The organism is Aeromonas sp. DNRA1, assembly GCF_963888745.1.
Taxonomy (GTDB): Bacteria; Pseudomonadota; Gammaproteobacteria; order Enterobacterales; family Aeromonadaceae; genus Aeromonas; species Aeromonas hydrophila.
In genome coordinates this window covers 817,143-840,498 of the sequence record NZ_CAWPKQ010000002.1, presented here as the reverse complement: position 1 = coordinate 840,498, position 23,356 = coordinate 817,143, and the positions used below count along the sequence as shown (strand labels likewise).

Here is a 23,356-nt window from a genome sequence, read left to right as displayed (position 1 = left end):
CGAGGTATCGGGCGTGAGCTCAGCCCTTTTGCACCAGACCAATCTGGCCTGGCTCGCACCACTCGAACATCACCTCCTGGCTCTTGCCGCAACAGGATCCGCCGCACACCTGGGTCTCCCGCTTGGCGACCCGCCCCTTGCGCATCCAGACGCCGAGCATGGCCTCCACCGCATCTTCCGAGGTGTGGAAGTGGCGGGCCAGCTCGCGCCGGCTCACCTTCTGCTGCGCGGCGAGGTACTCCCCCAGCTCGCGCAGGATCATAGGGTCACCACCTTGCGGGCGACGATGTCACCGTGGCGACGACCGGCCCACCAGAGCAGCAGCAGGGAGCCGCCGTAGCTCGCCACCCAGAACAGGCTCTGCTCTGGGTGCGCGGCAAAGGTGGCCAGCTGATAGAAGACGGTGGCGCACATGAAAGCCATGTAGTTGCACCAGGCGGCGGTCAGCAGGGCCCACTGGCGGCCTGTCTCCCGCACCAGGGCACCCATGGCGGCGGCGCAGGGCATGTAGAGCAGCACGAACAACAGGTAGGCGAAGGCACCGGCCGCCCCGTCGAAGTGACTCTGCATGTTGCCGTAGGTGGAGACGTCTACCTCCTGCGCCTCGGCGGCAGCTTTCTGGTCATCCAGGTTGCCCACCGCCAGCCCCATGGGGTCGGTCGGGTCGATGTCGGCCAGATTGGTGGCGACCGCGGCGATCGCCTCCTGGAAGCTGTTCACCAGAGAGAACTCGCTCGCCTCCTCTTCCCCGTCGCCGCTGCCGGCGTAGAGGCTGTTGAGAGTACCGACCACCGCCTCTTTGGCGAAGATGCCGGTGACGATGCCGACCGTGGCCTGCCAGTTGTCATCGCGCACGCCGATGGGGTGCAGCACCGGGGTCACCGCCTGGCTGATTTTGCTCAGCACCGAGCTCTCCTGATCCTGGTGGCCGAAGCTGCCGTCGGTGCCGAGCGAGTTGAGCACGCTCAGCACGGCGACCACCAGCACGATGGTTTTACCGGCGCCGAACACAAAGGATTTGAGCTTCTGCCAGGTCTTGATGCCGACGTTGACCGGGCGCGGCCACTCGTAGTCCGGCATCTCCATCAGCATGGAGTCGCTCTTGCCCGGCAACAGGGTGCTGCGCAGCAACAGGCCGGTGAGCACCGCCACCAGAATGCCGATGAGGTAGAGACCGAACACCAGGTTCTGGCCAGACTCGGGGAAGAAGGCCACCGCGAACAGGGCGTACACCGGCAGGCGGGCACCGCACGACATGAAGGGAGCCATGGCCGAGGTCATCAGCCGCTCACGCTCGGAGTTGAGGGTACGGGTCGCCATCACCGAGGGCACGGTACAGCCAAAGCCCATCAGCATGGGGACGAACGCCTTGCCCGGCAGGCCGAGGCGGCGCATCAGGGCATCCACCACAAAGGCGGCGCGAGCCAGGTAGCCGGAGCTCTCCAGCACCGCCAGGAACAGATAGAGGCAGCCGATCACCGGGATAAAGGTGGCGACGGTCTGCAAGCCCACCCCGAAGCCGTCCGCCAGGATGGCCCCCAGCCAGTCCGGCGCATGGATCAGCCCCAGCAGGTGGTGCACCCCGTCGACGAACAGGGCGCCGCCCATGATGTCGAAGAAGTCGATGAAGGCGCTGCCCACCTTGATGGCGAACATGAACATCAGGTACATCACCAGCAGGAAGAAGGGGATGCCGAACCAGCGGTTGAGCAGCACCCGATCGAGCCGCTCGCTCTGGGCCGCGGTGAGCTTGCCCTTCTGTTGGCACGCCTGGGCGGCCCACTGGTGGATGTGGCCGTAACGGATATCCGCCAGTTGCAGGTCCACGTCCTGCCCGTGGTGAGCGCGGGCCACCACGTTGGCGGCGGCGGCCTGCTGGCCGGGCAGCAGGGTCTCCTGCATCACCGCATCCTCTTCCAGCAGGCGCAAAGCGCGGCCACGGGTGGTGAGGTGGTGCGGGGCAAGCAGGGTCTCCAGCTCCCCCAGATCTTTTTCCAGCTCGCTTCCGTAGTCCAGCAACAGCGCCGGCTGCGGCTGGCCGATGAACTGCTGGATCTGGTGCTTGAAGGCGGCGACCTGCTGGCGGTTGTGGGCCGAGAGGGCCACCACCGGGCAGCCGAGGGTCTTGGCGAGCTTGCTCTCGTCGATGGTGATGCGCCGCTTTTGCAGGATGTCCATCTTGTTGAGCACCACCACCATGGGCAGCCCCAGCTCGCGCAGTTGCAGCGTGAGGTAGAGCGAGCGCTCCAGGTTGGCGGCATCGATGACGTTGAGCAGCAGATCCGGCTGCTGGCCCTCCACGAAGCGGCTGGCGATCTGCTCGTCCAGGCTCCCCTCTTGGTTGGCCAGGCTGTAGATGCCGGGCAGGTCCATCAGTTTGTAGTCATGGCCCTGGGCAGTGAATTCGCCCATCTTCTTGTCGACGGTGACGCCGCTCCAGTTGCCCACCTGCTGGCGGGCCCCGGTCAGGGCGTTGAACAGGGAGGTCTTGCCGCTATTGGGATTGCCGACGGTTACCAGGGAGTAGTTCATACCGGTTCGACCTCGATTTGCTGGGCAAGGCTTTTTTGCATGGAGAGGCAGATCCCCTGACACTGGATCTGCAGCGGATCCCCGAGCGGGGCCGCGCGCAAATAGATGACTTCAGTCTGGGGCAACAAGCCCATCACCATCAGCTTGCGCCGCAGGGGACGGGTCAATTGATTCATGTTCTTGATGCGAGCACTCTGTCCCGGTGACAACTGCGCGAGTACCATGACTGACTCCTGAAGTTAAACAATAATAATTCTCTTTTACTTGGGGCATTATAATCCGTGTTTTCAACGCTTATTTGAGTAAAATCAAACTCCGCTTAGCTAACCCACAAATAACTGCCATGAGTCACGACAACAACAGCCGCCTGGTTTACAGCACGGACGGCGGCATCATCAAAGAACAGAGCCAGCCGCAAGCCGCCTCCCCCTTCCCCACCGACGGGGTTGTGCGCATCCGCCGCGAAACCAAGGGGCGCAAGGGCGCCGGGGTCATCACCATCCACGGCGTCCCGGCCGAACAGCAAAAGAGCCTCGCCACCTTGCTCAAGAAAAAGTGCGGCACCGGCGGCGGCCTGAAAGAGGGGGTGATCGAGATCCAGGGGGACAAACGGGATCTGATCAAGGCCGAGCTCGAGAAGGCCGGTTTCAGCGTCAAGCTGGTCGGCGGCTGATCCCCGCGCCGCCCGGCTTGCGTCACTTTCGCTTTTTCCCTAGAATGCCCGCTCCCATCGAGGGGGAGTAGTCTCGCCAGCCGGCCCCAAACCGGTTCGCGACCCTGATCAACATACTTGGTGCCAACTCACCATGGTCAGGGTGATCCACGCCAGCCGCGGATTTGACAAGACCTTTGACGGGCCAGTGCCAATACCGGGGACGGATGGCGCAGGCTTGTCTCAGGTATAACAATTCCGTCCCCCGGTCATTTTTATGGAAGCCTTGTTAACCTCAACCCTCAGCGTGGCCATCGCCGAAATCGGCGACAAGACCCAGCTGCTGGCGCTGTTGCTCATCTGTCGTTTTCGCAAGCCCTGGCCCATCATCGCCGGCATGCTGGCAGCCACCCTGCTCAACCACGCCGGCGCCGCCTGGCTTGGCGAGTTCATCAGCCGCTGGCTCGATCCCAAGGTGATGACCTATCTGGTGGCCGGTGCCTTCATCGCCATGGCCGCCTGGATCCTGGTGCCAGACAAGATGGACGACGAGGAAAGCCCGCTCGACAAATATGGCCCCTTCATGGCCACCTTCGTGCTGTTCTTCATCGCCGAGATCGGCGACAAGACCCAGATCGCCACCGTGCTGCTGGCGGCCAAGTACGACTCGCTGACCCAGGTCATCACCGGCACCACCCTCGGCATGATGCTGGCCAATGTGCCGGTGGTGCTGCTTGGCAAGCTGGGGGCCGATCGCCTGCCACTCAAGGGGATCCGCATCGCCTGCGCCATCCTGTTCGTGGGCCTCGGGGTGAGCACCCTGCTGTTCGCCTGACCCGGCCGGATCAGAAGGTGGCGAGGCAAGGGTGAGCACTTGCCGACGCCACTCCCGCGCCCATGTCGTGTCTTTGCAAGCAAGCCCCGCCCTTTGGCGGGGCTTTTTTGCACCCGCTTGCCGGGCTGGTCGCGCCCGCAGACGGGGGCTGCCAATCGGCGCCATGGCCGTGGCATAATGCGGCAAACCTGATGGAGCATCCCATGCACTTCACTTCAAGACAGACGCTGCTCGACTGGGTCAGGCGTGGACGCCTCGATCGGACCAGTCTGCCCGCAGCCCTCGCCCTGTGCGAGCTGCCCCCCGGCCCTGCCCGCTGGCAGTGGCTGTTCGATCGGCTGCTGCTCTGGCTTGGCAGCCTGTGTCTGGGCGCCGGCCTGGTGTTCTTCGTCGCCTTCAACTGGCAGGAGCTGGGCCGCCTCTCGCGCCTCGTGCTGCTGGAGCTGCCGCTGCTCGCCATGCTGCTGTTGCTGTGGCGCAAGCCCCTCGCCGACAGCCAGCGCCAGGCGCTGCTGCTCGCCATCGCCCTCAACATCGGCGCCCTGCTGGCGCTGGTGGGGCAGACCTACCAGACCGGTGCCGATCCCTGGCAGCTGTTTGCCACCTGGGCGCTGATGCTGCTGCCGCTGGCGGCGCTCGGTCAGAGCCCGCTGCTGTGGACCTTGAGCTGGCTGCTCGGCCAGCTAGCGCTGGTGCTCTACTGGCGGCTCGGGCTGTTCAACTTCTTCTTCGCCTTCAACGAGGAGGCCCTCGGCTGGTGCCTGACCCTGTTCAATGCCGCCCTCTGGGGCATATTGCTGCTGGTGCCCGCCCGCTACCGGCTGATGCCCTCCTGGCTGGCGGGGCTGGCCGCCGGTTTCGGCGTCACCCTGCTCACCCTGCTGGCGCTGTTCGATGTCGCCTCCCCCTGGGTCTGGCCGGCCTGGCTCGGCTGGCTGGCGGCCGCCTACCTGCGCTGGCACCACAGGTTCATCGCCGGGCTCGCCATGGGCTGCCTGAGCCTCATCGTGGTGCTGCTGACCGCGCTCGGCAAATGGATGGAGCCGGACGTGGACGGCTTCCTGCTGCTCTGCCTCATCGCCATCGGCCTGTCGGTGGCGGCCAGCCGCTGGCTGCAACAACAACGGAGGCCCCATGAGTGATCTGACCCCCTGGCAGCGACTGCAACGGGCCCAACTGGTGGAAGGGGATGCCCCCCGGGACGACCAGCCCCACTGGTCGAGCCGCTTTCTGCTGGGCATGGTGGGCTGGATTGCCGCCCTGTTCCTGCTGTTCTTCCTGTTCATGTCGTTCTCCCAGCTCACCCGGGATGCCGACAGCGCCCTGCTGATGGGCGTCGTGCTGATGGTCATCGCCTTTTGCCTCAACCGCTTCGCCACCCGCAGCGATCTGTGGGATCAGTTCGTGCTGGCGCTGGCGCTGGCCGGCGACGCCTGGCTGCTCTACGGCCTGCTCGATCGGCTGGATCTGCACTCGGCTCCGCTCTGGTTCGGCCTCGCCCTACTATCGCTGGCCATCGCCGCCCTGTTCGAGCACTGGCTGATCCGGCTGTTTCACAGCTTCGCCGCCGCCATCCTGCTCGCGCTTGCCCTCGCCTGCCTCGGCCTGCAACTGCTGGCCCTGCCGCTGGTGATGACGGCAGTTGCGCTCTGCTGGCTGCAGGCCGAGCGCGATCCACTGCGCCATCAGCTCTATGAATCCCTCACCCTGGGGCTGGCGCTCTCCCTGCTGGTGCTGGGGCGCCTGCACCACCCGCTGTGGGACGGCAGCGCCAGCATGCTCGACGAGCTGGGCCACTCCCGCCTGCCGCTCTGGCTCAACCCGCTGCTCTGTGCCGCCCTGCTGCTGGGGCTCATGATCAGGCTGAAACTGCCGCTGCTGTACGGGCTGCCGCTGGTGCTGATCAGCGCCCTCATCCCCGGCATGGGGGCCGGCGCCCTGGTGCTGGTGCTCGGCTTCTATGCCGGCAGCGTCGGTCTGATGACCCTGGCCGGCTTGCTGCTGGTCGGCTTCGGCTCCCTCTATTACTACGATCTGGGGCTGACCCTGATGACCAAATCCTGGCTGCTGCTGGGCTCGGGCGCCCTGCTGCTCGGCGCCCGCCAGCTGCTCAAACGGCTGAGCCTGCGGAGCCCCTCATGAGACGACTCGCCCTGCTGCTGACCGGCCTCGCCATCCTGGCGGCCATCAACGTCACCGTCTGGCGCTACGAGCGCGCCATGAGCAGCGGCGAGGTGGTGCTGCTGCGCCTCGCCCCGGTCGACCCCCGCTCCCTGATGCAGGGGGATTACATGCGCCTCAACTACGAGCTGGCCCGCCAGCTTGGCAACCGGCAGCAAGATGAGGCCCCCGCCGACACCCTGGTGATCCGCCTCGACGAGCAGCAGGTCGCCAGCTGGGTGGAAGGGGGCAAGCCGGATCAGCTGGCCCGCGATGAGCGACTGCTGCAGGTGCGCCGCAGCGATGGCCAGTGGCTCATCGGCCCCGACGCCTACTTTTTCGAAGAGGGCACCGGCGAGCAGTACGAGGCGGCGCGCTACGGCGAATTTCGCCTGCAGGAGAGCGGCAAGGCGCTCTTGGTGGGGCTGCGCGATGAGCAGCTAAAACCGGTGGGAAATACCAGAGCGCGCTGGTAACTACTGGCAATATCAGGCTTTTTTGCCCACACTAGGGCAAGATGGATTGCCCGCGCCATACCAAGGAATACCCATGAGGATAAGGTTTTGCGGTTGCCTGCTGCTGTTGTCATGCCTTGGCACGGCGCAGGCCGAGCTCGGCAAGCTGGAGTACCTGAGCGAGGAGTATCCCCCCTACAACTTCACCGACCAGAGCGGTCAGCCCGGCGGACTGGCGGTGGATCTGCTGCAACTGATCTGGCAGCGCACCCAGACCCCCGCCCAGCCCATTCGCATCCTGCCCTGGGCGCGGGGTTACTACCTGCTGACCCAGAAACCCAACGTGGTGCTCTTCTCCACCGCCCGCACCGACACCCGCGACCCCCTGTTCAAGTGGGTGTGCCCCATCGGCTACTCCGAGTACGTGCTGCTGGCCCACAAGCGCCGCCCCCTCACCCTCAGCGCCGTCGAGCAGATCAACGACTACCGCATCAGCGCCGTGCGCGCCGATGCCTCCGAACAATTGCTGCTCAACCGTGGCATGGACGAGAGCCGCATCATCTCCGCCAACCGGCTGAGCCAGGCGCTGAAGATGCTGGTGTCGGGGCGCGCCGATCTGCTGGCCACCGGCAAGCTGGCGGGTTATGACGCCATCAAGGCGCTGCAGCTCGATGCCAATGATTTCACGGTAGCCTTCGTGCTGGATGCCGAGGAGCTCTGTTACGCCTTCAGTCGCCAGGTGGATGACGGCGTCATCAAGCAGTTCCAGCGCGCCCTCACCCAGGCGCTCGCCTCTTCGGAATATCAGCGGCTGCAGCTCAAATACCTGTCCGTACCCTGAGCAAGGCCAAGGTTACCTTCCACCGAAAGTACGCCGTGAGTGGCGATTTGACGGGCTTTGATAACACTTGAGAATGACGCAACACCCCACCAGGATGGCCAACATGAAAAAATGGATTGGATTCGCCGCGCTCGCGTTTGTCACCCTCGCCCAGGCCAGCCCGGAGCTTGGCAAGCTGCACTACCTCACCGAAGAGTACAAACCCTACAACTTCTCCAACGAATCCGGCGCCCCCACCGGGCTCGCCGTCGAGCTGCTGCAGCAGGTCTGGCAGAAGACCAACACCCCGCAGCAGCCCATCACCATCATGCCCTGGGCGCGGGGTTACTACTTGCTGACCCAGAAACCCAACGTGGTGCTCTTCTCCACCGCCCGCACCGAGGCGCGGGATCCGCTGTTCAAGTGGGCCTGTCCCATCGGCTATGCCGAAATCGTGCTGATGGGGCTGGCCAAGAGCCCGGTCACCATCACCAAGCTGGAAGATGCCGAAAAGTACAACATAGGGGCGGTGCGGGCCGACGTGGGGGAGCAACTGCTGCTCAACAACGGCTTTGACGAGCAGAAGATCATGACCGCCAACCGCCTGCCCCAGGCGCTCAAGATGCTCACCTCGGGCCGGGTCGATCTCATCTCCACCAACAAGACCACCATGCTGGATCTGATCGCCTCCCAGCAGCTGGATCCCGCCCAGTTCAAGGTGTTCTGGATGCTGAGCTCGGAGCAGTTCTGCTTCGCCTTCAGCCACCCGGTGAGCGACGAGCTGGTCAAAGAGTTCCAGAGCGGCCTGACCCAGGTACTGGCCAGCAGCGAGTTCCAGCAGATCCAGGCCAAGTACTTCCCCGCCCGCTGAGGGGCGGCATGAAAAAGGGGCCCGCCGGGGCCCCTTTTGTTTGCCTGATCCGCCTGCGCAGTCAGCTCGGCCGGCGGCGCTGGCGCTTGACCTCGTACATGCAGGCATCGGCCAGCCTCAGCGCCTCGTCCACCGTGCTGCTGGCCGGATCGATGGCCACCACCCCCACGCTGGCGCCGGGGTAGTGCAGCAGGCCGGCGGGCACCTCGAGCTGCACCAGGCTCGCCTCGAACAACCTGCGCTGAAAGCCCTGCACCGCCGCCTCCCGCGTCTCTTCGCCGCACTGCGGCCCCATCCCCACCGCCACGAACTCGTCGCCCCCCACCCGCGCCAGCAGATCGCTGCCGCGCAGCACGGTTGACAGCGCCCCGGCGACCCGTTGCAGCAACAGGTCGCCCGCATCGTGGCCGTGGGTGTCGTTGATGGCCTTGAAGCCGTCGAGATCGATAAAGCCGAGCAGCAGCGGATGCTCGACCCGCTCCGCCAGTGAAAACAGGCGGTTGAGCTCGTGCATCAGCGCCCGTCGGTTGGGCAGCCCGGTCAGCGGGTCGCTCAGCGCCTGGCGCGACAGCTCGTGGTTGGCCTGCTGCAACTGCTGCAGCAGCTGTTCGCGCTCCACCTGCTCGGCGATCAACCGGGCAAAGAAGGCGATCAGGTGATCCGAGCCCGCCGTCAGCGGCTTGTGTTCGGCACTGGCGGCGCACAGGGTGCCATAGAGGGAGCCCGAAGGGGTGCGTACCGGGCAACTCAGATAGGTGCGAATGCCAAGGGCCTGCGCCGCCTGGGAATCCCCCCAGCAGCTCGCCACATCTTCGGTGTAGAAACGCCCCTCGTCGAGGGCCCGCCGGCAGAGGGTATCGCCCCAGGCCACCGAGGCCCCCTCGGGGATCTGCAAGTCGGCGGCGTTGCGGGCAAAGCGGATATGTTGGGTGTCGTGACCAAGGTCGATTTCGGTCAGATAGGTGGATTCAAGCCCGGTGACCGTTTCGAGCATCTCCAGCAGCGGGCGGGTCAGGCTCTCCAGATCCCGCGCCCCGGTCACTTGCAGCGACAACGCCTGCAATATTCTGTCCATGCACACCTCCCTGCTTGCATGTCTATTCCTGCAACGATAGCCAACCCCGGGGGCCCTTCACAAGCCGCGCGCCCCTGCCGTGGCACAATTTTTGCGGTTTTGGCGGCCTTTGTCGTCGAACGACCCTCGATTATCCGGCAATGCGCTCCGTTTGCAGCCAACGCGGGGCGGCCCGATCTGAGCCATGGTGACCGCCCCTATTGAGGGCAGTGGCGCCTGTCGGCAGCGTCATTAGCTGTGGCGGCTTGGCGGTGGCGCGAATGCTGGGCCGATGATGGCCCTAGGTGCTCATCGCCTTTGTCGGTGGCGCAGTCCCGCTATGCTCATCACTGCGCCCGGCTCTTTGCTTATCCTGCTTGTCTGCTGATCAGCCAGACGCGGCGCTTATCTTCCATCACACCCCGACTGCGGGTCAACCGCCGGTTGCCACTTTGCAGCAAAGGAGAAAAACCATTTAATTCTGATAGTTGCATCACTAATTTCATGGATTTGGATGGCCCCGCCGAGGCGGGTTCCGTAAGATGACCATCGGCCCCTGTTGGCCCCGAGTATTCATGGATGGTCAAGGGCGCAAGGTGGCGGCGACAGTCAGGGGCGGCAGCGTCTTTGGCGCAGACCAGCCGGTCTCCCGCGCCTGCGGCAAGGTACGAGGGTTGCACCCTCGACGGCTGCTCTCGTCAGCCTCCGGGGGCTGCGCCCATGCCCCATGCGGATGCGACGCTTGGGGCAATGTGTAGGGTGCAATAAGCGGAGCGCATTGCACCACGGTAACCATCCCCTCTCCCCTTGCGGGAGAGGCCTTGGGATCAATGGGTGGGGTCGAGTAGGGTCGATTAGCGGAGCGTAATCGTCCGCGGTAACCGTTCCCTCTCCCCTGCGGGAGAACGGTAGGGTGCAATAAGCGAAGCGCATTGCACCACGGTAGCCATCCCCTCTCCCCTTGCGGGAGAGGGCTAGGGTGAGGGGTCACTAGCCTGATGGGCATGACTTCGCCATGCAGGACACGAGGGCGTTGCCCTCGACGGGGTTTCGCCGCCGCTGCGCGGCTTGGCGAGTGACTTTGGAAAGACCCGCTCTCTTTGGCAAATAACACCAAAGGTCTTCTCCCCCACTTGTTCGCCCTCCTGCGTCGGGTTCCCTCGGCTCACCCGTTTGTCCCACGGCACGCGCCGATGGGCCATCCATGGCCCAGCGGCGCTCGCTCGGCGTCCTGCCTCGCGGCCTGGACAAACGGTCTCACCTCGGCGAACAACAGGGGGCAACACCCAACCCGCAGCGCCGAGGCCGGTTAACAGGCGTAGGGTGCACCAAGCGCAGCGCATTGCACCGCGGTAACACACCCCATCCTATTCGGGGCAAAGATCGGGCGGGTTGTTAGCTCAGAGCCACCCCCTCGCCCACCCCATAGCGAGATCAGATTGTCGCACCTATGCAACAAGCATTATCAATATGGTTGCATAGGTGAAAAAAACATGACGGGTACAGCAGCAAGCGGTACAAATATCTATCGGGAACGGTTTTATATTGAAGGCCCGATACTGAATGTTTCTTATTGATAAAAATTTAATTTCTCGAACGTAAGATTACGCTTTGCTAATAGAACCTACAGTCCTGAATAGTCAATTTAGCTGTAGTTTACCTATATCACGACTAGTATCAATGAAAACCTCACACATTATCAAACCAGATTAATTTAATAACAACTCACCTCCACATGGCTAGAATTATATGAAAACAAAATCTTTTTCTATTTTTTTGCTTAAAGCTGGCTACGACGCACAGAATGCCCTTAAGCCAGATCATCAACTTCTCGATAGTTTTCATGCTAATAATCTCCCACAAGGTGCAAGTTTATTTATTTCAGATAGGTTTAGAACAATACCTTGGTGGGTGGATTACTTCTCAATCGAAGGAGATTTAGAGCAAGAAAACAAAGGTGCTCTAATGTTTATTCCGGTAAAAGATCGCTGTTTCGCCCTAACTTTTGGCCATATTTACCACAATCTACTCGATGTTTCCTATGAATATGACTTTGGTCTTAAAGTAACGTTAAACAGCCTTGAACCTAAAGAATTAAAAAGCGCTGACATAGTTGATCCGAGTGCATCAAGAAGGAAAAGGATGCAAGTCCCAGTTATGTCTGACTTAACCTATCTGGATTTTGATAGTAATAGCGAAATTTTAAAAAGTCTAACAGGTAAAGTAAAGCCACAATACACCAACTTATTTAAAAATGCGACCGGTTCTACAAGCTTAAAGGTAGGATTGAAGATCAATCCTGATGGGCTAGTAGCTCTGTGTGAGCAACTTTTAGATTTATACTTTAGTGAAGAATATTTAGAGTCTTTCCCTAATATACAAAAAATAGTTCCAGAGAAAGACCCCCTGAAAATTGAGAGATTAGATAATGCTCTCTTAGATGCATTTGTTAATAGAACCGCTGACCTATCTCTATCAATCCCGGAAATAGTAGATTACAGCGATAACATATACTGCACCTTTAGAGGAAGAAAGGGAATATCTCCTATATATACAGACATTAGTCTTGATGAGTTCTATGACTATTTAGGAGATATTGACTTAACCACGTTAGACATAGATAAAATAAAGAGTTTCTTGCTTAATCTCTGCAACGAAGAAGGTGTTATAACCAAGGCATATAATATTTACAGAAGCTTTATCTATGATATTCATTTTGAAAATGAAGAAGTTGTTTATCATCTTTGCGAAGGGGAATGGTATAAGGTTGATCAAAATTATTTACAGAGCCTTAAAGATTATATAGACGCAAGATGCGAAGATACTCGACTACCACAATACAATCATGACAACATTAAGGATAATGTAAGAAATTATAGTGAAGAAAACTATAACGATGATGTTGCAAAAAAATCACCTAACCACATATGTTTAGATCAGAAAGATATCAGCCCTGATGGACAAACACAAATAGAACCGTGTGACATTATCAGTTATCAGGATGGAAAATGTATTTTTCATCATATAAAAATATCATCTAGATCATCTCAACTAAGTCACCTATTCAATCAAGGAGTCAATTCAATAGAATTGTTGATTTTGGAAAGTAGAAGTAAAGACAGACTTAAGGAACTAATTAAAGAAAATATTGAAAATAAAGACCTAGATAGTTTTATTAGTGTAATAGACGATGGGAAATACAAAGTAGATTTTGGTATAATCACAAGAAAACCTGCAATGTTAAAATCTAAAAACCTCCCTCTTTTTTCTAAAATAAGTTTAATGAGAACATTAAGGACTCTTGAACTTTATCACACAGAAGGCGTAGTTAGTTTTATAGAAGATATTAGCCCCGCTAAAGAGAGTTATAGTAAATACCCACGTGTTACCGTAGTTGTTTCTCTTGGTGAAAATGGTAAAAATGAAGTTCTTGTTGATCATAATCAACCATTTCCTAAAGGAAAAAAAGTTACGAGATGCTCTCAAGAAATCACGAATAGTCCAGTTGGTTCAAGATATATGATTTATGTCAAAGCCAGTGAACAAGGAGATCTCAGCACAAGTCATGCATGGGAAAGTGAACGGCTATAAAAAATTCATTCTGAATACATCGGTTACCGCAGCCTTGAGCTGCGGTTTTTATTTCTATTCCCCAAACATGCCTTCATCCCAACCAAAAAACTATTTCCCCAACCCCTTGCACTGCTCTCCCCCTGCGGCGGGATAGGCGGTGAGCGTCTCATAGAGGGCGGCGCGCAGGCTGCCGGATTGGCAGAAATCACAGCTACCGCCAGCGTCGATGTCGGTGATGCGGGCGCCCTGCGGCCCTTCCTGTACCAGATAGGTGCTGACAAAACGGTAGGTGCCGCTGGGGGCGTCGAGCGGGGTGCCCGGCTCGCCAAAGGTGAAACGCACCTTGACCTCGCTGCGATCCCGGCTACCGTCGATGGCGCGAGACGAGAGTATCTCAGAGCCCAGCAGGTGATCCCAGGCATTGGGCAGGAAGGGGTTGCCCTCGACGAAGGGGGGCTTCTCGTCCGGGGCTTCGCGAGTGGCTATCTCCCGCGCCTTGGAGGCGGCATTGAGCAGGCAGAGCAGCTCGGGGGAGACGATAGTGGGCAGCGCGCCGCCAAGATCGCTCTGATAGAGGCCACTCGGTTTGACCTCGCGTTCCCAGACCAGAAACTCGGCCACCTTGGCGCGAGTTTGGGCCTGCATATCGGGGGCAGTGGCGGCCACAGGCAGCCCGGACGCCAGCAGAGGCAGGGCGAGAAACGGCCCCAAGTTCAGCTTCATGATGTCATCTCCTTGTTATTCTTGAAAAACAGAGCCGCCATCGGGCCGGTTTATGCCGTATATTGGCCCCCTCGCTACCACAAAGGAACAGCCTCTTGAGACTCTATCCCGCCCTGTTGCTCTTGCTGGCAACCACTGCCGTTCAGGCCGAGCAGGATTGTACTGCGCCGGTGACACAAACCGACATGAACATCTGTGCGTTTCAGGATTACCAGCAGGCCGATGCCAAGCTCAACGCCGCCTACAGGAAGCTGGTTGCAACGCTTGATAAGGACCAACTTGGCAGGCTGAAAACAGCACAGCGCGCTTGGATCACATTTCGTGATGCACAATGCCGTTACGAGGCAGGTGTCTATGAAGGAGGGACTATCGCGCCCCTCGTACATAGCAGTTGCCTCACCAATCTCACCGAGCTGCGCACCAAAGACCTGAACGCACTGCTGGACCAGCCATAATCAGAGGCTCCAACCAGGTTAGGTATGAACTTGGGGGTCTAGAAACAAACGGTTTAGCGGCACTCCGGCGAGTAATGACATGAGCCCCCCTCACCCTTGCCCTCTCCCCCAAGGGGCGAGGGGATCAGACTGAAGGATGCCGAGACTTCACGACAGGCCACAAAAAAACCGCAGCCCCAGGGCTGCGGTTTTTTATTAGGTCAACCTGTTGGCATCAGGCACCAACAGGGCCACCGGCCTTAGGCACGGCGCCAGCTGGTCTTGCCGGCGCTGTCTTCCAGCACTATGCCCATCTCGGTGAGACGGTTGCGGGCGGCGTCGGCAGCGGCCCAGTTCTTGTCGGCACGGGCTTGATTGCGCTGGGCGATCAGTTGCTCGATTTCGGCAACCTCTTCGTCCGCTTCATCGCCCTTCAAGAAAGCATCCGGATCCTGTTGCAGGATGCCGAGCACGGCACCGAGTTCCCGCAGGCGGGCGCCCAGCGCGGCAGCAACGGCCATGTCTTCCCCCTTCTGGCGGTTGATCTCGCGCACCAGATCGAACAGGGCGGAGTAGGCTTCCGGGGTATTGAAGTCATCGTCCATGGCTTCCTTGAAGCGCGCCACCTGCTCGTCGCCACCGGCCGCAGCGGCCGCCGGCAGATCGCGCAGGGCGGTGTACATCCGCTCCAGCGCGGCGCGGGCTTGCTTCAGGTTGTCTTCCGAGTAGTTGAGCTGGCTGCGGTAGTGGCCAGACATCAGGAAGTAACGGACGGTTTCGGCGTCGTAGTGAGCCAGCACGTCACGGATGGTGAAGAAGTTGCCAAGGGACTTGGACATCTTCTCTTTGTCCACCATCACCATACCGCTGTGCATCCAGGTGTTGACGTAGTCGCCACCGTGGGCGCAGCAGGACTGGGCGATCTCGTTCTCGTGGTGCGGGAACTGCAGATCGGAGCCGCCGCCGTGGATGTCGAAGTGGTTGCCAAGGTGCTTGGAGTTCATGGCGGAGCACTCGATGTGCCAGCCAGGACGGCCCGGGCCCCAGGGGCTGTCCCAGGTCGGCTCGCCAGGCTTGGACATCTTCCACAGCACGAAGTCGAGCGGGTTGCGCTTGGCATCCACCACGTCAACGCGAGCGCCGGCCTGCAGTTGCTCCAGATCCTGGCCGGAAAGCTTGCCGTAGTCGGCGTAGGAGTCGACGATGAACATCACATCGCCGTTGTCGGCCACGTAGGCGTGCTCTTTATCCAGCAGGGATTGCACCAGCTCGATGATCTCGCCGATGTGCTGGGTGGCGCGCGGTTCGACGTCCGGGCGCACCATGCCGAGGGCATCGAAGTCGGCGTGCATGTCGCCGATCAGGCGCTCGGTCAGGTCGTCACAGGTGACGCCGGTTTCGGCGGCGCGCTTGATGATCTTGTCGTCCACGTCGGTGACGTTGCGCACGTAGTTGAGCTGATAACCGCTGTAACGCAGGTAACGGGCCACGACGTCGAAGGCGACGAAGGTGCGGCCGTGGCCGATATGACAGTGATCGTAGATAGTGACGCCACACACATACATGCCCACCTTGCCCGGGTGGATAGGTTTGAATTCTTCTTTTTGACGAGTGAGTGTGTTGTATATCTTCAGCATCTTATGACCACTGCCTGTGAGTAAAATGGCCTGCCATTCTACCCGCATCGCGCGTAGAAAACGAGGCAGAAAACGTGCCGGATCAGGCGCACCATCTATGCCGCAGGGCCCTGATGGGCTAGAATTGCCACCACTTTATGCCATACACCTGCGGGCACCTCGTCGCCCGCATCAAATGAAAGGACATATCATGGTCACTCTGCACACCAATCACGGCGACATCACCCTCACCCTGAACGCTGAAAAAGCCCCGGAAACCGTGGCCAACTTCCTGCAATACTGCCGTGACGGTCACTACGACAACACCATCTTCCACCGCGTCATCGACGGCTTCATGATCCAGGGCGGCGGCTATGCCCCTGGTTTCGAAGAGAAAGACACCCGCGCCCCCATCAAGAACGAAGCGGCCAACGGCCTGTCCAACAAGGTCGGCACCATCGCCATGGCCCGCACCATGGAGCCGCACTCTGCCAGCGCCCAGTTCTTCATCAACGTGAACAACAACGACTTCCTCGACTTCAAATCCGCCACCACCCAGGGCTTCGGCTACTGCGTATTCGGTGAAGTGACCGCCGGCATGGACGTGGTCAACAAGATCAAGGGCGTCAAAACCGGTAACTACGGCCGCATCCACCAGGACGTGCCAACCGAAGACGTGGTGATCACCAAGGTGACCCTTGCCGAGTGATCTCTGCCTTCTGCGAGATGAACTGACTGCGGCCCCGGCCGCAGTTTTTCCATCTGCGAAGGCCGGCCCCATCGACTGGCGCCGTCTCGACTACCTGACCCACGGCAACCCGCGTCAACGCTCGGCCCATGCCCTGCTCACCGCCGGGGTGTGGGATATGCTGACAGCGCAGTGCAGCGACCTGGCGCTGGTGAGCACGGTGGCCATCGGGCTCGACCGCCCCGGCAGCGATCTCGACATCGTCTGCCAGCATCCGGAGCCGGCCACGTTTGCCGCGACGCTGGCCGCCCAAGGCTGGCGGGTTGCGCAAAAGAGTGCTGACATCTGGCTCGCCGAGCAGAGCGTCACCGGCGCCGATGGCCACCCTTGGCCCCTTGAGCTCTACCTCACCCCAGATCCCCTCGAGCGCCTCAACGGCTGGCGCCACCTCAGCCTGATGGCTGCCCTGCTTGAGCGCTTCGGCGCGGCGTTTTATCACCAAGTGCTGCGCCTGCGCTTGGATGAAGGGCTCAAAGGGGAAGCGGCCATGTGTCACTTGCTGGGCCTTGCCGGCGACCCGTATGCCGCGCTGCTCACCCTGGAGGGCGGCGAGCTTGCCTCACTGGTGTGGCAGCCGGTGACAACGAGCCCCCACTTCACTGCTAGCTCCAATACCAGTTCCACTTCCAGCCACCTCAACAGGGCCCAGCACACTTTCTCATGAGCACCCTCTTTATAAGCGACATTCACCTGTGTGCCCAGCGGCCCGACATGACCGCCGCCCTGGTGCGCTTTCTGGCGCACGACGCCCCCGGCGCCGATGCCCTCTATGTGTTGGGCGATCTGTTTGAATTCTGGATTGGCGACGATGATCCCAATCCCCTCCACGGCGAGGTGGCCGACGCCTTTGCGGCCCTCAGCCAGCAGGGGGTGCCGCTCTATTTCATTCACGGCAACCGCGACTTCTTGCTGGGCCATGCCTTTGCCAAGCGCGCCGGCATGACATTGCTGGGGGATCCCTGCGTCATCGAGCTCTACGGCGAGCGGGTGGTGCTGAGCCACGGCGATCTGCTCTGCACCCTGGATGAGGGTTACCAGAAGTTTCGCCGCATCACCCAGCTCAAGTGGCTGCGCTGGTTGTTCTTGCGCCTGCCGCTCGCGCGCCGCCAGGCCATCGCCCACAAGATGCGTGGCCAGAGCCAGATGGAAAACGCCCACAAGAGCCAGCGCATCATGGACGTGACCCCGGCGGCGGTGGACCAGATGCTGCGCCAGCACGACTGCCGGATGATGATCCACGGCCACACCCACAGGCCCGCCATCCACGACTTCAGCCTCGACGGCCACCCGGCGCGGCGCATCGTGCTGGGGGACTGGTTCGAGCAGGGCTCGGTGCTGGTCTGCCACCCCGGCGAGCAGCGCCTCGAGCAGCGCGCGCTGATCTGACCAAGCTGGCTGGCGGCAATAAAAAAGGCGGGAAGATCCCGCCTTTTGTTTGCCTGCGATCTACCTCTATAACGGCTACATCACCGTCATCTGCCCCGCGTAGAGGATGAAGTAGCGCAGCAGCAATATCCCCACCAGGCTCAGGCTGCAGATAAGTACCAGCCGAGCCGGTTGATGGGCCTTGGCCGGACTGCCCACCCGCCCCAGCAGCTGGGGCAGCAGGATCCCCAGCCCGATGACCCCGAACCAGAACACCTGGGACCAGAAACCGCCTCCGATGGCCGCCCACATGGCCGCTTCCCGCTGGCCGCCACCAAAGTAGAGGCCGGTGAAAAAGCAGAGCAGCAGGAACAGCTCGATGGCGACGATGGGCCGCTCGAAGCGATGCACGAAGCTCACCCCGCGGCTGTGACCATCCTCCCGAAACAGGGTGACCGCCAGCAAGATGGTGGAAGCCACCCCCGAGCTGATGCCGGAGACCAGAAACAGCGCCGGCAGGATCGGGTTGTTGAGCATGGGGTAGGTCTTGAGGGCGGAGAGCAGAAAGCCGGTGTAGGCCCCGAGCAGCACGGCCAGCAGCAACAACAGCGGCGCCAGCAGCCGCTCGATACGGGCGAGCCAGCCAATCAGACCGTCCACAAAGGCGAGCTTGTCCACCAGCAGTTGCCGGCGCAGGGCCTCGATCTCGGCTCGAAACACCACTGCCAGCCAGGCGAACAGCACCGCCATGTAGATCTGGAACAGCATGACCCCCATCGACATCACGGAGTCGAACTGGTAGTGGAACATCAGCTTCCAGAAGGTCCAGGGACGGGCCAGGTGGAAGATGAGGATAAGCAGCCCCAACACGACGCTTACCGGCGCCAGAATGGCGGTCGCCTTGATGATGCCGCTCTCGCTGCCGGCTCCCTGGCGGCGCAGCAGCACCGAGAGGGTGGCCGAGCCTGCCGAGATGCCGAGCAGGAACAGGTAGATGGCGATGGGGCCATCCCACACCAGCGAGTCGAAGTGAAACGCATCATGCCACATGGTGCTTCCCTCCTATCAGCCAGTCCGCGTCATACGGATGAGATGGGATCATGACTTCACCTCCCCTTTCGGCACCCGGTACATCTTGGGCGAGGTACCGAGGAACTGCTTGTAGCGATAGGTGGTCTCCTGCACCAGCCGCTTGGCGATGGGGCTGTTGGGATCGTCCAGATTGCCGAACACCAGCGCCTTGGTCGGGCAGGCTTCCACGCAGGCGGGTTGCTTGCCCGCCGCCAGATTGGTCTTGCGGCAGAAGTCGCACTTGTCGGCAACGCGGGTAACCGGGTTGATGAAGCGCACCTGATAGGGGCAGGCGGCCAGGCAATAGCGACAGCCGACGCAGAGGTCGGAGTTGATGTCGACGATGCCATCCTCCGCCCGGATGTGAGAGGCGCCGGTCGGGCAGACGTGCACGCAGGGGGCGTTGTCGCAGTGCTGGCAGGATTTGCGAAAGAAGCGGTACTCCTGCGCCGGATACTCCCCCACCGGGCCGCTGCGCAGGATCTGCAGGCGGGCCACTCCTGCCGGCACCTGGTTCACCTCGCGGCAGGCGTCCATGCAGGCGGTGCAGCCGATGCAGGCCGTCTCGTCGTGGATCATGCCGTAGCGCACGCCCTTGATGGTCATGCTGTTGGCCAGGGCACGCGGGGCCCCCGTCAGCAGGATCAGGGCGCCGGCGCTCATGCCCACCATGAAGTCGCGGCGGGTCGTGCTCATGAACCCTCCTTGACGGCGGCGCCGAGGCTGGCCTCGTGCTGCTTGCGGTGACAGTCGACGCACAGCTTGATGCGCGACTTCTCGGGGATCCCCACCATGGGCTCCTTGGCCGGGTGCAACTGGTGACAGCTGGTGCAGCTGATCCGGGTGGCGTGTACGTCGTGAGCCCACAGGGCCTTGCGCAAATCGTCCGGTTCATGGCAGCTCATGCAGACGCCGTTTTGCTGGCTCAACGGGAAGGCGTCATTGCCAAAGCGCATCACATCGACCATGCCGCCGCGCTGTTTACGGTGATCGGCCGACGCATTGCCGTGGCAGTTGGTGCAGGTGACCTGCTCCCCCGTGTTGGGGTTGGTGACCTGACCATGCTTGCCGTGCATCCCCTCCTCCCCGTCGTGGCACTTCTCGCACTTGGCGAAACGGGCCGCGGCCTTCTTGGCGGCGGCTTTCTTCTTTTCCGCCTTGGCCTGCCGTTCAGCCAGGGTGGGTTGCGCTGCCTGATCGGCACTGGATGCGGCACTCGCCGCGGCTGGCGTGGCATCGGCTGCCAGCGCCAGCTGACCCGCCCCCAGAGCGAGGGAGGCGAGCAGCAGCCACTTGATGATCTTTTTCATAGGAAACTCCGAAACGGTGGCACCCGCCGGGTGCCGTCTGCCCGCCTGGCAACAAAAAGGAGCTGGTGACAGCTCCTTTGACGGTCATGAACACGAGACCACACCCCGCCAGAAGCGGGGTGGCTGCGTCAACGGGAGGGGCAGCGACGTTACTGCTGGCTGGCGTAGTACTCGGCCAGCGCCTTGAGGTCGGCATCGCTCATGGCGATGATGGCCTTGTTCATCTTCTCGTCGTTGCTGCGCTTGCCGGCCTTGAACTCCTGCAGGGAGGTCAGCAGGTAGCCTTTGGGCTGGCCGGCGAGGATGGAGGCCTCGTCTTCGGCCACCGATCCCCCTTCGGAGTGGCACTTCTTGCAGCCGGAGTCGTCGTGCAGTTTCTGCCCCGCCTTGGCCAGCGCCGCATCGAACGGCTGCTTCATCGGCTTGTAGGGCAGCTCGGCATAGTGCGCCGCCAACTCGTCGATCTGCTCGTCGCTAAGGCCCTTAACAATGTCGGTCATGTTCCCCTTCTTGCTGGTGTCACCGGTGACATGATTAACGGTCTTGGCCGGCCGGCCGTCCAGGTAGGTGCGCATCTGCTCGGCAAGATTTGATTCTGCCAGTCCTGCAATAGTCGGAATATCGTTCTGGGTGCTGATCCCCTGATTTCCATGACATGAGTTACATGTATCCACCAATGAGTCCAGGCTGGCATGTGCAGTGCCAATAGAGCCCAAAAGTAACGACAGTCCCAGTATTTCCAGCTTCACACTGCGTTTCATTTCTTATCCCTCTTCCAGAAAAGGTCTATAAACCCCAGTAAAAACAGACATTTTTATACTCAAGGTTGATTTTCGATCCGTTTTTGAGACTTAGATCAACGCCGTCTAATATATAAACCTTACAATTAAGATGGAAATGATTTATACCGTATTTAGTCCTCTTTTGACCCTTAAGTGGTATCTTTTTGGGAATTTTTTGAGCTGGCTCATATATGGAACAATAAGTCCGATAAAAAAGGATAAAACAATGAAATACTGGAAAGTATTGGTGGCTTCAGCAATGGTGTTCACCCTCTCCTCCTGTGGGGGCGGCGGTGATGGCAACGACAAGACGGATCCACCTCCTCCCCCTCCGGGAACCCCAGATTCGCTGGTGATCTCGGCCTCCACCCCACAACTTGGCGAGAGCGGTCAGCTCTCGGTGCAATTCAAAGTAACCGACAAGCAAGGCAAGGGTTATGAGCTGGGAACCACCCTTCCCTCCTTCACCCTGGCAAAGGTGATCCCCGGCCGCGATGCCAAACGGGAAGACCCTGTCATCTGGAAGAGCTTCATTTACAGCACCAAGAACAACCGGCCTACCGGCGAGAACGGCGGCAAGCTGGAAGCCCTTGGCAATGGCCAGTACCGCTACACCTTCTCCTTCAATGCCACCACGGTGCGCGACCCTTATCCGAGCGATTCGCAGGACAACAACGGCTTGATCCGCTGGGATGAGGCAGCGACCCACCGCCTCGGCATCTACTTTGGCGGCAGCAACGGCATTCCGGTCACCGACTACGTGCTGGACTGGGTACCGGCCGGCACGCCGCCGCTGCTGACCCGCGACATCCTGGAGCAGCAGAGCTGCGACAGCTGCCACATGAAGCAGCCTATTCACCACAGCAACCGGGCCGATCCCAAGCTCTGCGTCACCTGCCACAACGAGAGCGTGCCCGGCAGCGGACGGGGCGATCTGACCACCCTGGTGCACAAGCTGCACGGCAACCTGGATGCCACCGCCACCAAGCTGGTGAGCCACTTCCCGCAGGATCCGCGCAACTGCGACACCTGCCACAAGGGCGTCACTCCGACCACCCCGGATGCCAACAACTGGCAGCACGCCCAGGAAAAACCCTGCGGCGCCTGCCACGCGGACTCCACCACGGCGACCGGCTACGTCAGCCACATCAACGGCAAGATCAACAGCGGCACCCTCTGTACCCAGTGCCACGCCGAAACGCCCGGCAACACCAAGTCCCCCAGCAGCGTGCACATGGGCTACCTCGCCAACGAGGCCGCCGGTCGCGACAAGCTGGTGTTCAAGTTTGACGACGTGCGCTACGCCGCGCCCAACATCGAGGTCGAGCTGACCGTGACCGCCAACGGCACGCCGGTCGAGACCATGGACGGGGTGCTCAAGTACATCAAGTACGGCGATCTGGCCAAGGCTCCCTACGTGCTGGTCAACTGGGATCAGGGCAGCGGCTTCGAGCTGGGCTACACCAACCCGCAGACCTTCGTCGCCGGCAACAAGATTGACTTCACCAAGTGCGAAAGCCAGGGCGGCGGCAGCTTCCTGTGCCGTAAAGAGGTGGGTAACGAGGTGACCGGCACCCTGGCGGCCACGGTCGCCGAGCTGCAGGTGTGCGTGGCCCGCAAGGCGGATCGCAACGGTGCCTTCGCCGCCGGGGATCTGCTTCCCTGCAGCAGCACCGCCAGCGCCCTCTCCTACGTGGCCATCAACCCGGTCAAGGCCTATTTCCGGGTCGAAGGCGGAGTCGACGGCAGCTATGTGCTCAAGGCAGGCGCGGATCTGGCCTCCTGCAACGGCTGTCACAAGGACCTGGCAGTCCACACCGAAGGCAACGCGGGCTCGGCCCACGCCTCCAAGGACTTCGCCCAGTGCACCAGCTGTCACAACGCCACCCGCACCTCCTTCTATGCCGGTGTGCCGGGGGATCTGAAGTACCACGTGCACTCCTTCCACGCCTTCGGCTCCCATCGCAGCGGTGATGCCACCTTCCCGGGCAAGCTGAACAACTGCGAGTCCTGCCACACCAAGGGTCAGTACAACCTGCCCAACCAGCAGAACGAACGACCCTCGCTAGTGGCGACCACGGCGGACAACAAGCAGCCCAAGTTCTTCAGTCCGACCCTGGTGGTCTGCGCCAGCTGCCACCTCAAGTCGCCGCTGGGGCTGGTCAAGCCGGACAACCCGGTCGCCGGGGATGAGTGGGCCACCCACATGAAGAACAACGGCGCCATCTTTGGTGCAGAGACGATAGAGGCCGCCACCGGGGTTGAACAGTGCGCGTCCTGTCATGCCGTCGGGCAGGAGCAGGGCGTCGACAAGGTTCACAAGGTGTATGACTTCCGTTGAGACTACCAGGCCGG

Annotated in this window: 23 protein-coding genes; 13 read left to right on the top strand and 10 right to left on the bottom strand. The window is 60.7% G+C overall.

Annotated elements, in window-relative coordinates:
- Positions 1 to 19 precede the first annotated feature (19 nt).
- The 3 genes from AACQ43_RS09920 to AACQ43_RS09910 are packed head-to-tail and all read right to left on the bottom strand — an operon-like array spanning position 20 to position 2,756.
- Positions 20 to 262, bottom strand: coding sequence for a FeoC-like transcriptional regulator (locus AACQ43_RS09920; protein ID WP_011706553.1), 243 nt, complete (start codon positions 260 to 262; stop codon positions 20 to 22).
- Positions 259 to 2,532 (bottom strand): Fe(2+) transporter permease subunit FeoB, encoded by a 2,274-nt coding sequence (gene feoB / locus AACQ43_RS09915; protein ID WP_168967126.1) that lies wholly within the window; start codon positions 2,530 to 2,532, stop codon positions 259 to 261. Before feoB ends, AACQ43_RS09920 begins: the two co-directional genes overlap by 4 nt.
- The gene (locus tag AACQ43_RS09910; RefSeq protein WP_005302641.1) at positions 2,529 to 2,756 is read right to left on the bottom strand and encodes a FeoA family protein; all 228 of its coding nucleotides are present in this window, start codon (positions 2,754 to 2,756) and stop codon (positions 2,529 to 2,531) included. Before AACQ43_RS09910 ends, feoB begins: the two co-directional genes overlap by 4 nt.
- 119 nt (positions 2,757 to 2,875) lie before the next feature.
- Between AACQ43_RS09910 and AACQ43_RS09905 the strand changes: the two genes are divergently transcribed.
- The 7 genes from AACQ43_RS09905 (at position 2,876) to AACQ43_RS09875 (ending at position 8,325) form a co-directional block, all read left to right on the top strand.
- Positions 2,876 to 3,205 (top strand): translation initiation factor, encoded by a 330-nt coding sequence (locus tag AACQ43_RS09905; RefSeq protein ID WP_168967125.1) that lies wholly within the window; start codon positions 2,876 to 2,878, stop codon positions 3,203 to 3,205.
- Positions 3,206 to 3,461: 256 nt separating this feature from the next.
- The gene (locus AACQ43_RS09900) at positions 3,462 to 4,019 is read left to right on the top strand and encodes a TMEM165/GDT1 family protein (protein WP_010633534.1); all 558 of its coding nucleotides are present in this window, start codon (positions 3,462 to 3,464) and stop codon (positions 4,017 to 4,019) included.
- 203 nt (positions 4,020 to 4,222) lie between these two features.
- Positions 4,223 to 5,161 carry a DUF2157 domain-containing protein gene (locus tag AACQ43_RS09895; RefSeq protein WP_168967124.1) on the top strand — a complete coding sequence of 313 codons (939 nt, stop codon included), beginning with the start codon at positions 4,223 to 4,225 and terminating at the stop codon, positions 5,159 to 5,161.
- The gene (locus AACQ43_RS09890; RefSeq protein ID WP_168967123.1) at positions 5,154 to 6,161 is read left to right on the top strand and encodes a DUF4401 domain-containing protein; all 1,008 of its coding nucleotides are present in this window, start codon (positions 5,154 to 5,156) and stop codon (positions 6,159 to 6,161) included. The genes AACQ43_RS09895 and AACQ43_RS09890 overlap by 8 nt, the downstream gene beginning before the upstream one ends.
- On the top strand, positions 6,158 to 6,655 hold the full coding sequence (locus AACQ43_RS09885; RefSeq protein WP_045789452.1) for a GDYXXLXY domain-containing protein: 498 nt from the start codon (positions 6,158 to 6,160) through the stop codon (positions 6,653 to 6,655). Before AACQ43_RS09890 ends, AACQ43_RS09885 begins: the two co-directional genes overlap by 4 nt.
- A 73-nt stretch (positions 6,656 to 6,728) precedes the next feature.
- Positions 6,729 to 7,475 carry a substrate-binding periplasmic protein gene (locus AACQ43_RS09880; RefSeq protein WP_146061253.1) on the top strand — a complete coding sequence of 249 codons (747 nt, stop codon included), beginning with the start codon at positions 6,729 to 6,731 and terminating at the stop codon, positions 7,473 to 7,475.
- Positions 7,476 to 7,578: 103 nt separating this feature from the next.
- Positions 7,579 to 8,325 carry a substrate-binding periplasmic protein gene (locus tag AACQ43_RS09875; protein WP_076361389.1) on the top strand — a complete coding sequence of 249 codons (747 nt, stop codon included), beginning with the start codon at positions 7,579 to 7,581 and terminating at the stop codon, positions 8,323 to 8,325.
- 61 nt (positions 8,326 to 8,386) lie between these two features.
- Here the strand turns inward: AACQ43_RS09875 and AACQ43_RS09870 are convergent, their stop codons facing one another.
- Entirely contained in the window at positions 8,387 to 9,400 is a 1,014-nt protein-coding gene (locus tag AACQ43_RS09870; protein WP_168967122.1) for a GGDEF domain-containing protein, read from the bottom strand.
- Between the two features lie 1,728 nt (positions 9,401 to 11,128).
- Between AACQ43_RS09870 and AACQ43_RS09865 the strand changes: the two genes are divergently transcribed.
- Positions 11,129 to 12,970, top strand: a complete 1,842-nt coding sequence (locus AACQ43_RS09865) for a TIGR04141 family sporadically distributed protein (protein WP_168967121.1) — start codon at positions 11,129 to 11,131, stop codon at positions 12,968 to 12,970.
- A gap of 90 nt (positions 12,971 to 13,060) precedes the next feature.
- On the opposite strand, the gene AACQ43_RS09860 is transcribed toward AACQ43_RS09865, so the two are convergent.
- Positions 13,061 to 13,675 (bottom strand): hypothetical protein, encoded by a 615-nt coding sequence (locus AACQ43_RS09860; protein ID WP_168967120.1) that lies wholly within the window; start codon positions 13,673 to 13,675, stop codon positions 13,061 to 13,063.
- A gap of 95 nt (positions 13,676 to 13,770) precedes the next feature.
- Here AACQ43_RS09860 and AACQ43_RS09855 point away from each other — a divergent pair, with 95 nt between their 5' ends.
- On the top strand, positions 13,771 to 14,130 hold the full coding sequence (locus tag AACQ43_RS09855; RefSeq protein ID WP_042067809.1) for a lysozyme inhibitor LprI family protein: 360 nt from the start codon (positions 13,771 to 13,773) through the stop codon (positions 14,128 to 14,130).
- 239 nt (positions 14,131 to 14,369) lie between these two features.
- Here AACQ43_RS09855 and cysS read toward each other — a convergent pair whose 3' ends face one another.
- Positions 14,370 to 15,746, bottom strand: coding sequence for a cysteine--tRNA ligase (gene cysS, locus AACQ43_RS09850; protein ID WP_017782367.1), 1,377 nt, complete (start codon positions 15,744 to 15,746; stop codon positions 14,370 to 14,372).
- Positions 15,747 to 15,936: 190 nt separating this feature from the next.
- Here cysS and AACQ43_RS09845 point away from each other — a divergent pair, with 190 nt between their 5' ends.
- The 3 genes from AACQ43_RS09845 to lpxH are packed head-to-tail and all read left to right on the top strand — an operon-like array spanning position 15,937 to position 17,859.
- The gene (locus AACQ43_RS09845) at positions 15,937 to 16,434 is read left to right on the top strand and encodes a peptidylprolyl isomerase (protein ID WP_005302674.1); all 498 of its coding nucleotides are present in this window, start codon (positions 15,937 to 15,939) and stop codon (positions 16,432 to 16,434) included.
- On the top strand, positions 16,424 to 17,137 hold the full coding sequence (locus AACQ43_RS09840) for a DUF4269 domain-containing protein (RefSeq protein WP_168967119.1): 714 nt from the start codon (positions 16,424 to 16,426) through the stop codon (positions 17,135 to 17,137). Before AACQ43_RS09845 ends, AACQ43_RS09840 begins: the two co-directional genes overlap by 11 nt.
- Complete coding sequence (lpxH, locus tag AACQ43_RS09835) at positions 17,134 to 17,859, top strand: UDP-2,3-diacylglucosamine diphosphatase (RefSeq protein WP_124252925.1); 726 nt, start codon at positions 17,134 to 17,136, stop codon at positions 17,857 to 17,859. Before AACQ43_RS09840 ends, lpxH begins: the two co-directional genes overlap by 4 nt.
- Before the next feature lie 75 nt (positions 17,860 to 17,934).
- Here lpxH and netD read toward each other — a convergent pair whose 3' ends face one another.
- The 4 genes from netD to pdsA all read right to left on the bottom strand — a co-directional run bounded on the left by netD (position 17,935) and on the right by pdsA (position 20,980).
- On the bottom strand, positions 17,935 to 18,888 hold the full coding sequence (netD, locus tag AACQ43_RS09830) for an Nrf-like electron transfer protein NetD (RefSeq protein WP_168967118.1): 954 nt from the start codon (positions 18,886 to 18,888) through the stop codon (positions 17,935 to 17,937).
- A gap of 48 nt (positions 18,889 to 18,936) precedes the next feature.
- Positions 18,937 to 19,605 carry an Nrf-like electron transfer protein NetC gene (gene netC / locus AACQ43_RS09825; protein WP_124252926.1) on the bottom strand — a complete coding sequence of 223 codons (669 nt, stop codon included), beginning with the start codon at positions 19,603 to 19,605 and terminating at the stop codon, positions 18,937 to 18,939.
- Positions 19,602 to 20,219 carry an Nrf-like electron transfer protein NetB gene (netB, locus tag AACQ43_RS09820; RefSeq protein ID WP_168967117.1) on the bottom strand — a complete coding sequence of 206 codons (618 nt, stop codon included), beginning with the start codon at positions 20,217 to 20,219 and terminating at the stop codon, positions 19,602 to 19,604. The genes netC and netB overlap by 4 nt, the downstream gene beginning before the upstream one ends.
- Positions 20,220 to 20,368: 149 nt before the next feature.
- Complete coding sequence (pdsA, locus tag AACQ43_RS09815) at positions 20,369 to 20,980, bottom strand: periplasmic diheme shuttle PdsA (RefSeq protein WP_021469996.1); 612 nt, start codon at positions 20,978 to 20,980, stop codon at positions 20,369 to 20,371.
- A gap of 247 nt (positions 20,981 to 21,227) precedes the next feature.
- Here pdsA and AACQ43_RS09810 point away from each other — a divergent pair, with 247 nt between their 5' ends.
- Positions 21,228 to 23,342, top strand: coding sequence for an OmcA/MtrC family decaheme c-type cytochrome (locus tag AACQ43_RS09810; RefSeq protein WP_168967116.1), 2,115 nt, complete (start codon positions 21,228 to 21,230; stop codon positions 23,340 to 23,342).
- The last annotated feature ends 14 nt before the right edge of the window (positions 23,343 to 23,356 follow it).

Excerpts from the sequence above, each read along its gene's own strand:
- AACQ43_RS09920 (WP_011706553.1), bottom strand. The coding sequence starts at position 262 with ATGATCCTGCGCGAGCTGGGGGAGTACCTCGCCGCGCAGCAGAAGGTG.
- feoB (WP_168967126.1), bottom strand. The coding sequence starts at position 2,532 with ATGAACTACTCCCTGGTAACCGTCGGCAATCCCAATAGCGGCAAGACC.
- AACQ43_RS09910 (WP_005302641.1), bottom strand. The coding sequence starts at position 2,756 with ATGGTACTCGCGCAGTTGTCACCGGGACAGAGTGCTCGCATCAAGAAC.
- AACQ43_RS09905 (WP_168967125.1), top strand. The coding sequence starts at position 2,876 with ATGAGTCACGACAACAACAGCCGCCTGGTTTACAGCACGGACGGCGGC.
- AACQ43_RS09900 (WP_010633534.1), top strand. The coding sequence starts at position 3,462 with ATGGAAGCCTTGTTAACCTCAACCCTCAGCGTGGCCATCGCCGAAATC.
- AACQ43_RS09895 (WP_168967124.1), top strand. The coding sequence starts at position 4,223 with ATGCACTTCACTTCAAGACAGACGCTGCTCGACTGGGTCAGGCGTGGA.
- AACQ43_RS09890 (WP_168967123.1), top strand. The coding sequence starts at position 5,154 with ATGAGTGATCTGACCCCCTGGCAGCGACTGCAACGGGCCCAACTGGTG.
- AACQ43_RS09885 (WP_045789452.1), top strand. The coding sequence starts at position 6,158 with ATGAGACGACTCGCCCTGCTGCTGACCGGCCTCGCCATCCTGGCGGCC.
- AACQ43_RS09880 (WP_146061253.1), top strand. The coding sequence starts at position 6,729 with ATGAGGATAAGGTTTTGCGGTTGCCTGCTGCTGTTGTCATGCCTTGGC.
- AACQ43_RS09875 (WP_076361389.1), top strand. The coding sequence starts at position 7,579 with ATGAAAAAATGGATTGGATTCGCCGCGCTCGCGTTTGTCACCCTCGCC.
- AACQ43_RS09870 (WP_168967122.1), bottom strand. The coding sequence starts at position 9,400 with ATGGACAGAATATTGCAGGCGTTGTCGCTGCAAGTGACCGGGGCGCGG.
- AACQ43_RS09865 (WP_168967121.1), top strand. The coding sequence starts at position 11,129 with ATGAAAACAAAATCTTTTTCTATTTTTTTGCTTAAAGCTGGCTACGAC.
- AACQ43_RS09860 (WP_168967120.1), bottom strand. The coding sequence starts at position 13,675 with ATGAAGCTGAACTTGGGGCCGTTTCTCGCCCTGCCTCTGCTGGCGTCC.
- cysS (WP_017782367.1), bottom strand. The coding sequence starts at position 15,746 with ATGCTGAAGATATACAACACACTCACTCGTCAAAAAGAAGAATTCAAA.
- AACQ43_RS09845 (WP_005302674.1), top strand. The coding sequence starts at position 15,937 with ATGGTCACTCTGCACACCAATCACGGCGACATCACCCTCACCCTGAAC.
- lpxH (WP_124252925.1), top strand. The coding sequence starts at position 17,134 with ATGAGCACCCTCTTTATAAGCGACATTCACCTGTGTGCCCAGCGGCCC.
- netD (WP_168967118.1), bottom strand. The coding sequence starts at position 18,888 with ATGTGGCATGATGCGTTTCACTTCGACTCGCTGGTGTGGGATGGCCCC.
- netC (WP_124252926.1), bottom strand. The coding sequence starts at position 19,605 with ATGAGCACGACCCGCCGCGACTTCATGGTGGGCATGAGCGCCGGCGCC.
- netB (WP_168967117.1), bottom strand. The coding sequence starts at position 20,219 with ATGAAAAAGATCATCAAGTGGCTGCTGCTCGCCTCCCTCGCTCTGGGG.
- pdsA (WP_021469996.1), bottom strand. The coding sequence starts at position 20,980 with ATGAAACGCAGTGTGAAGCTGGAAATACTGGGACTGTCGTTACTTTTG.
- AACQ43_RS09810 (WP_168967116.1), top strand. The coding sequence starts at position 21,228 with ATGAAATACTGGAAAGTATTGGTGGCTTCAGCAATGGTGTTCACCCTC.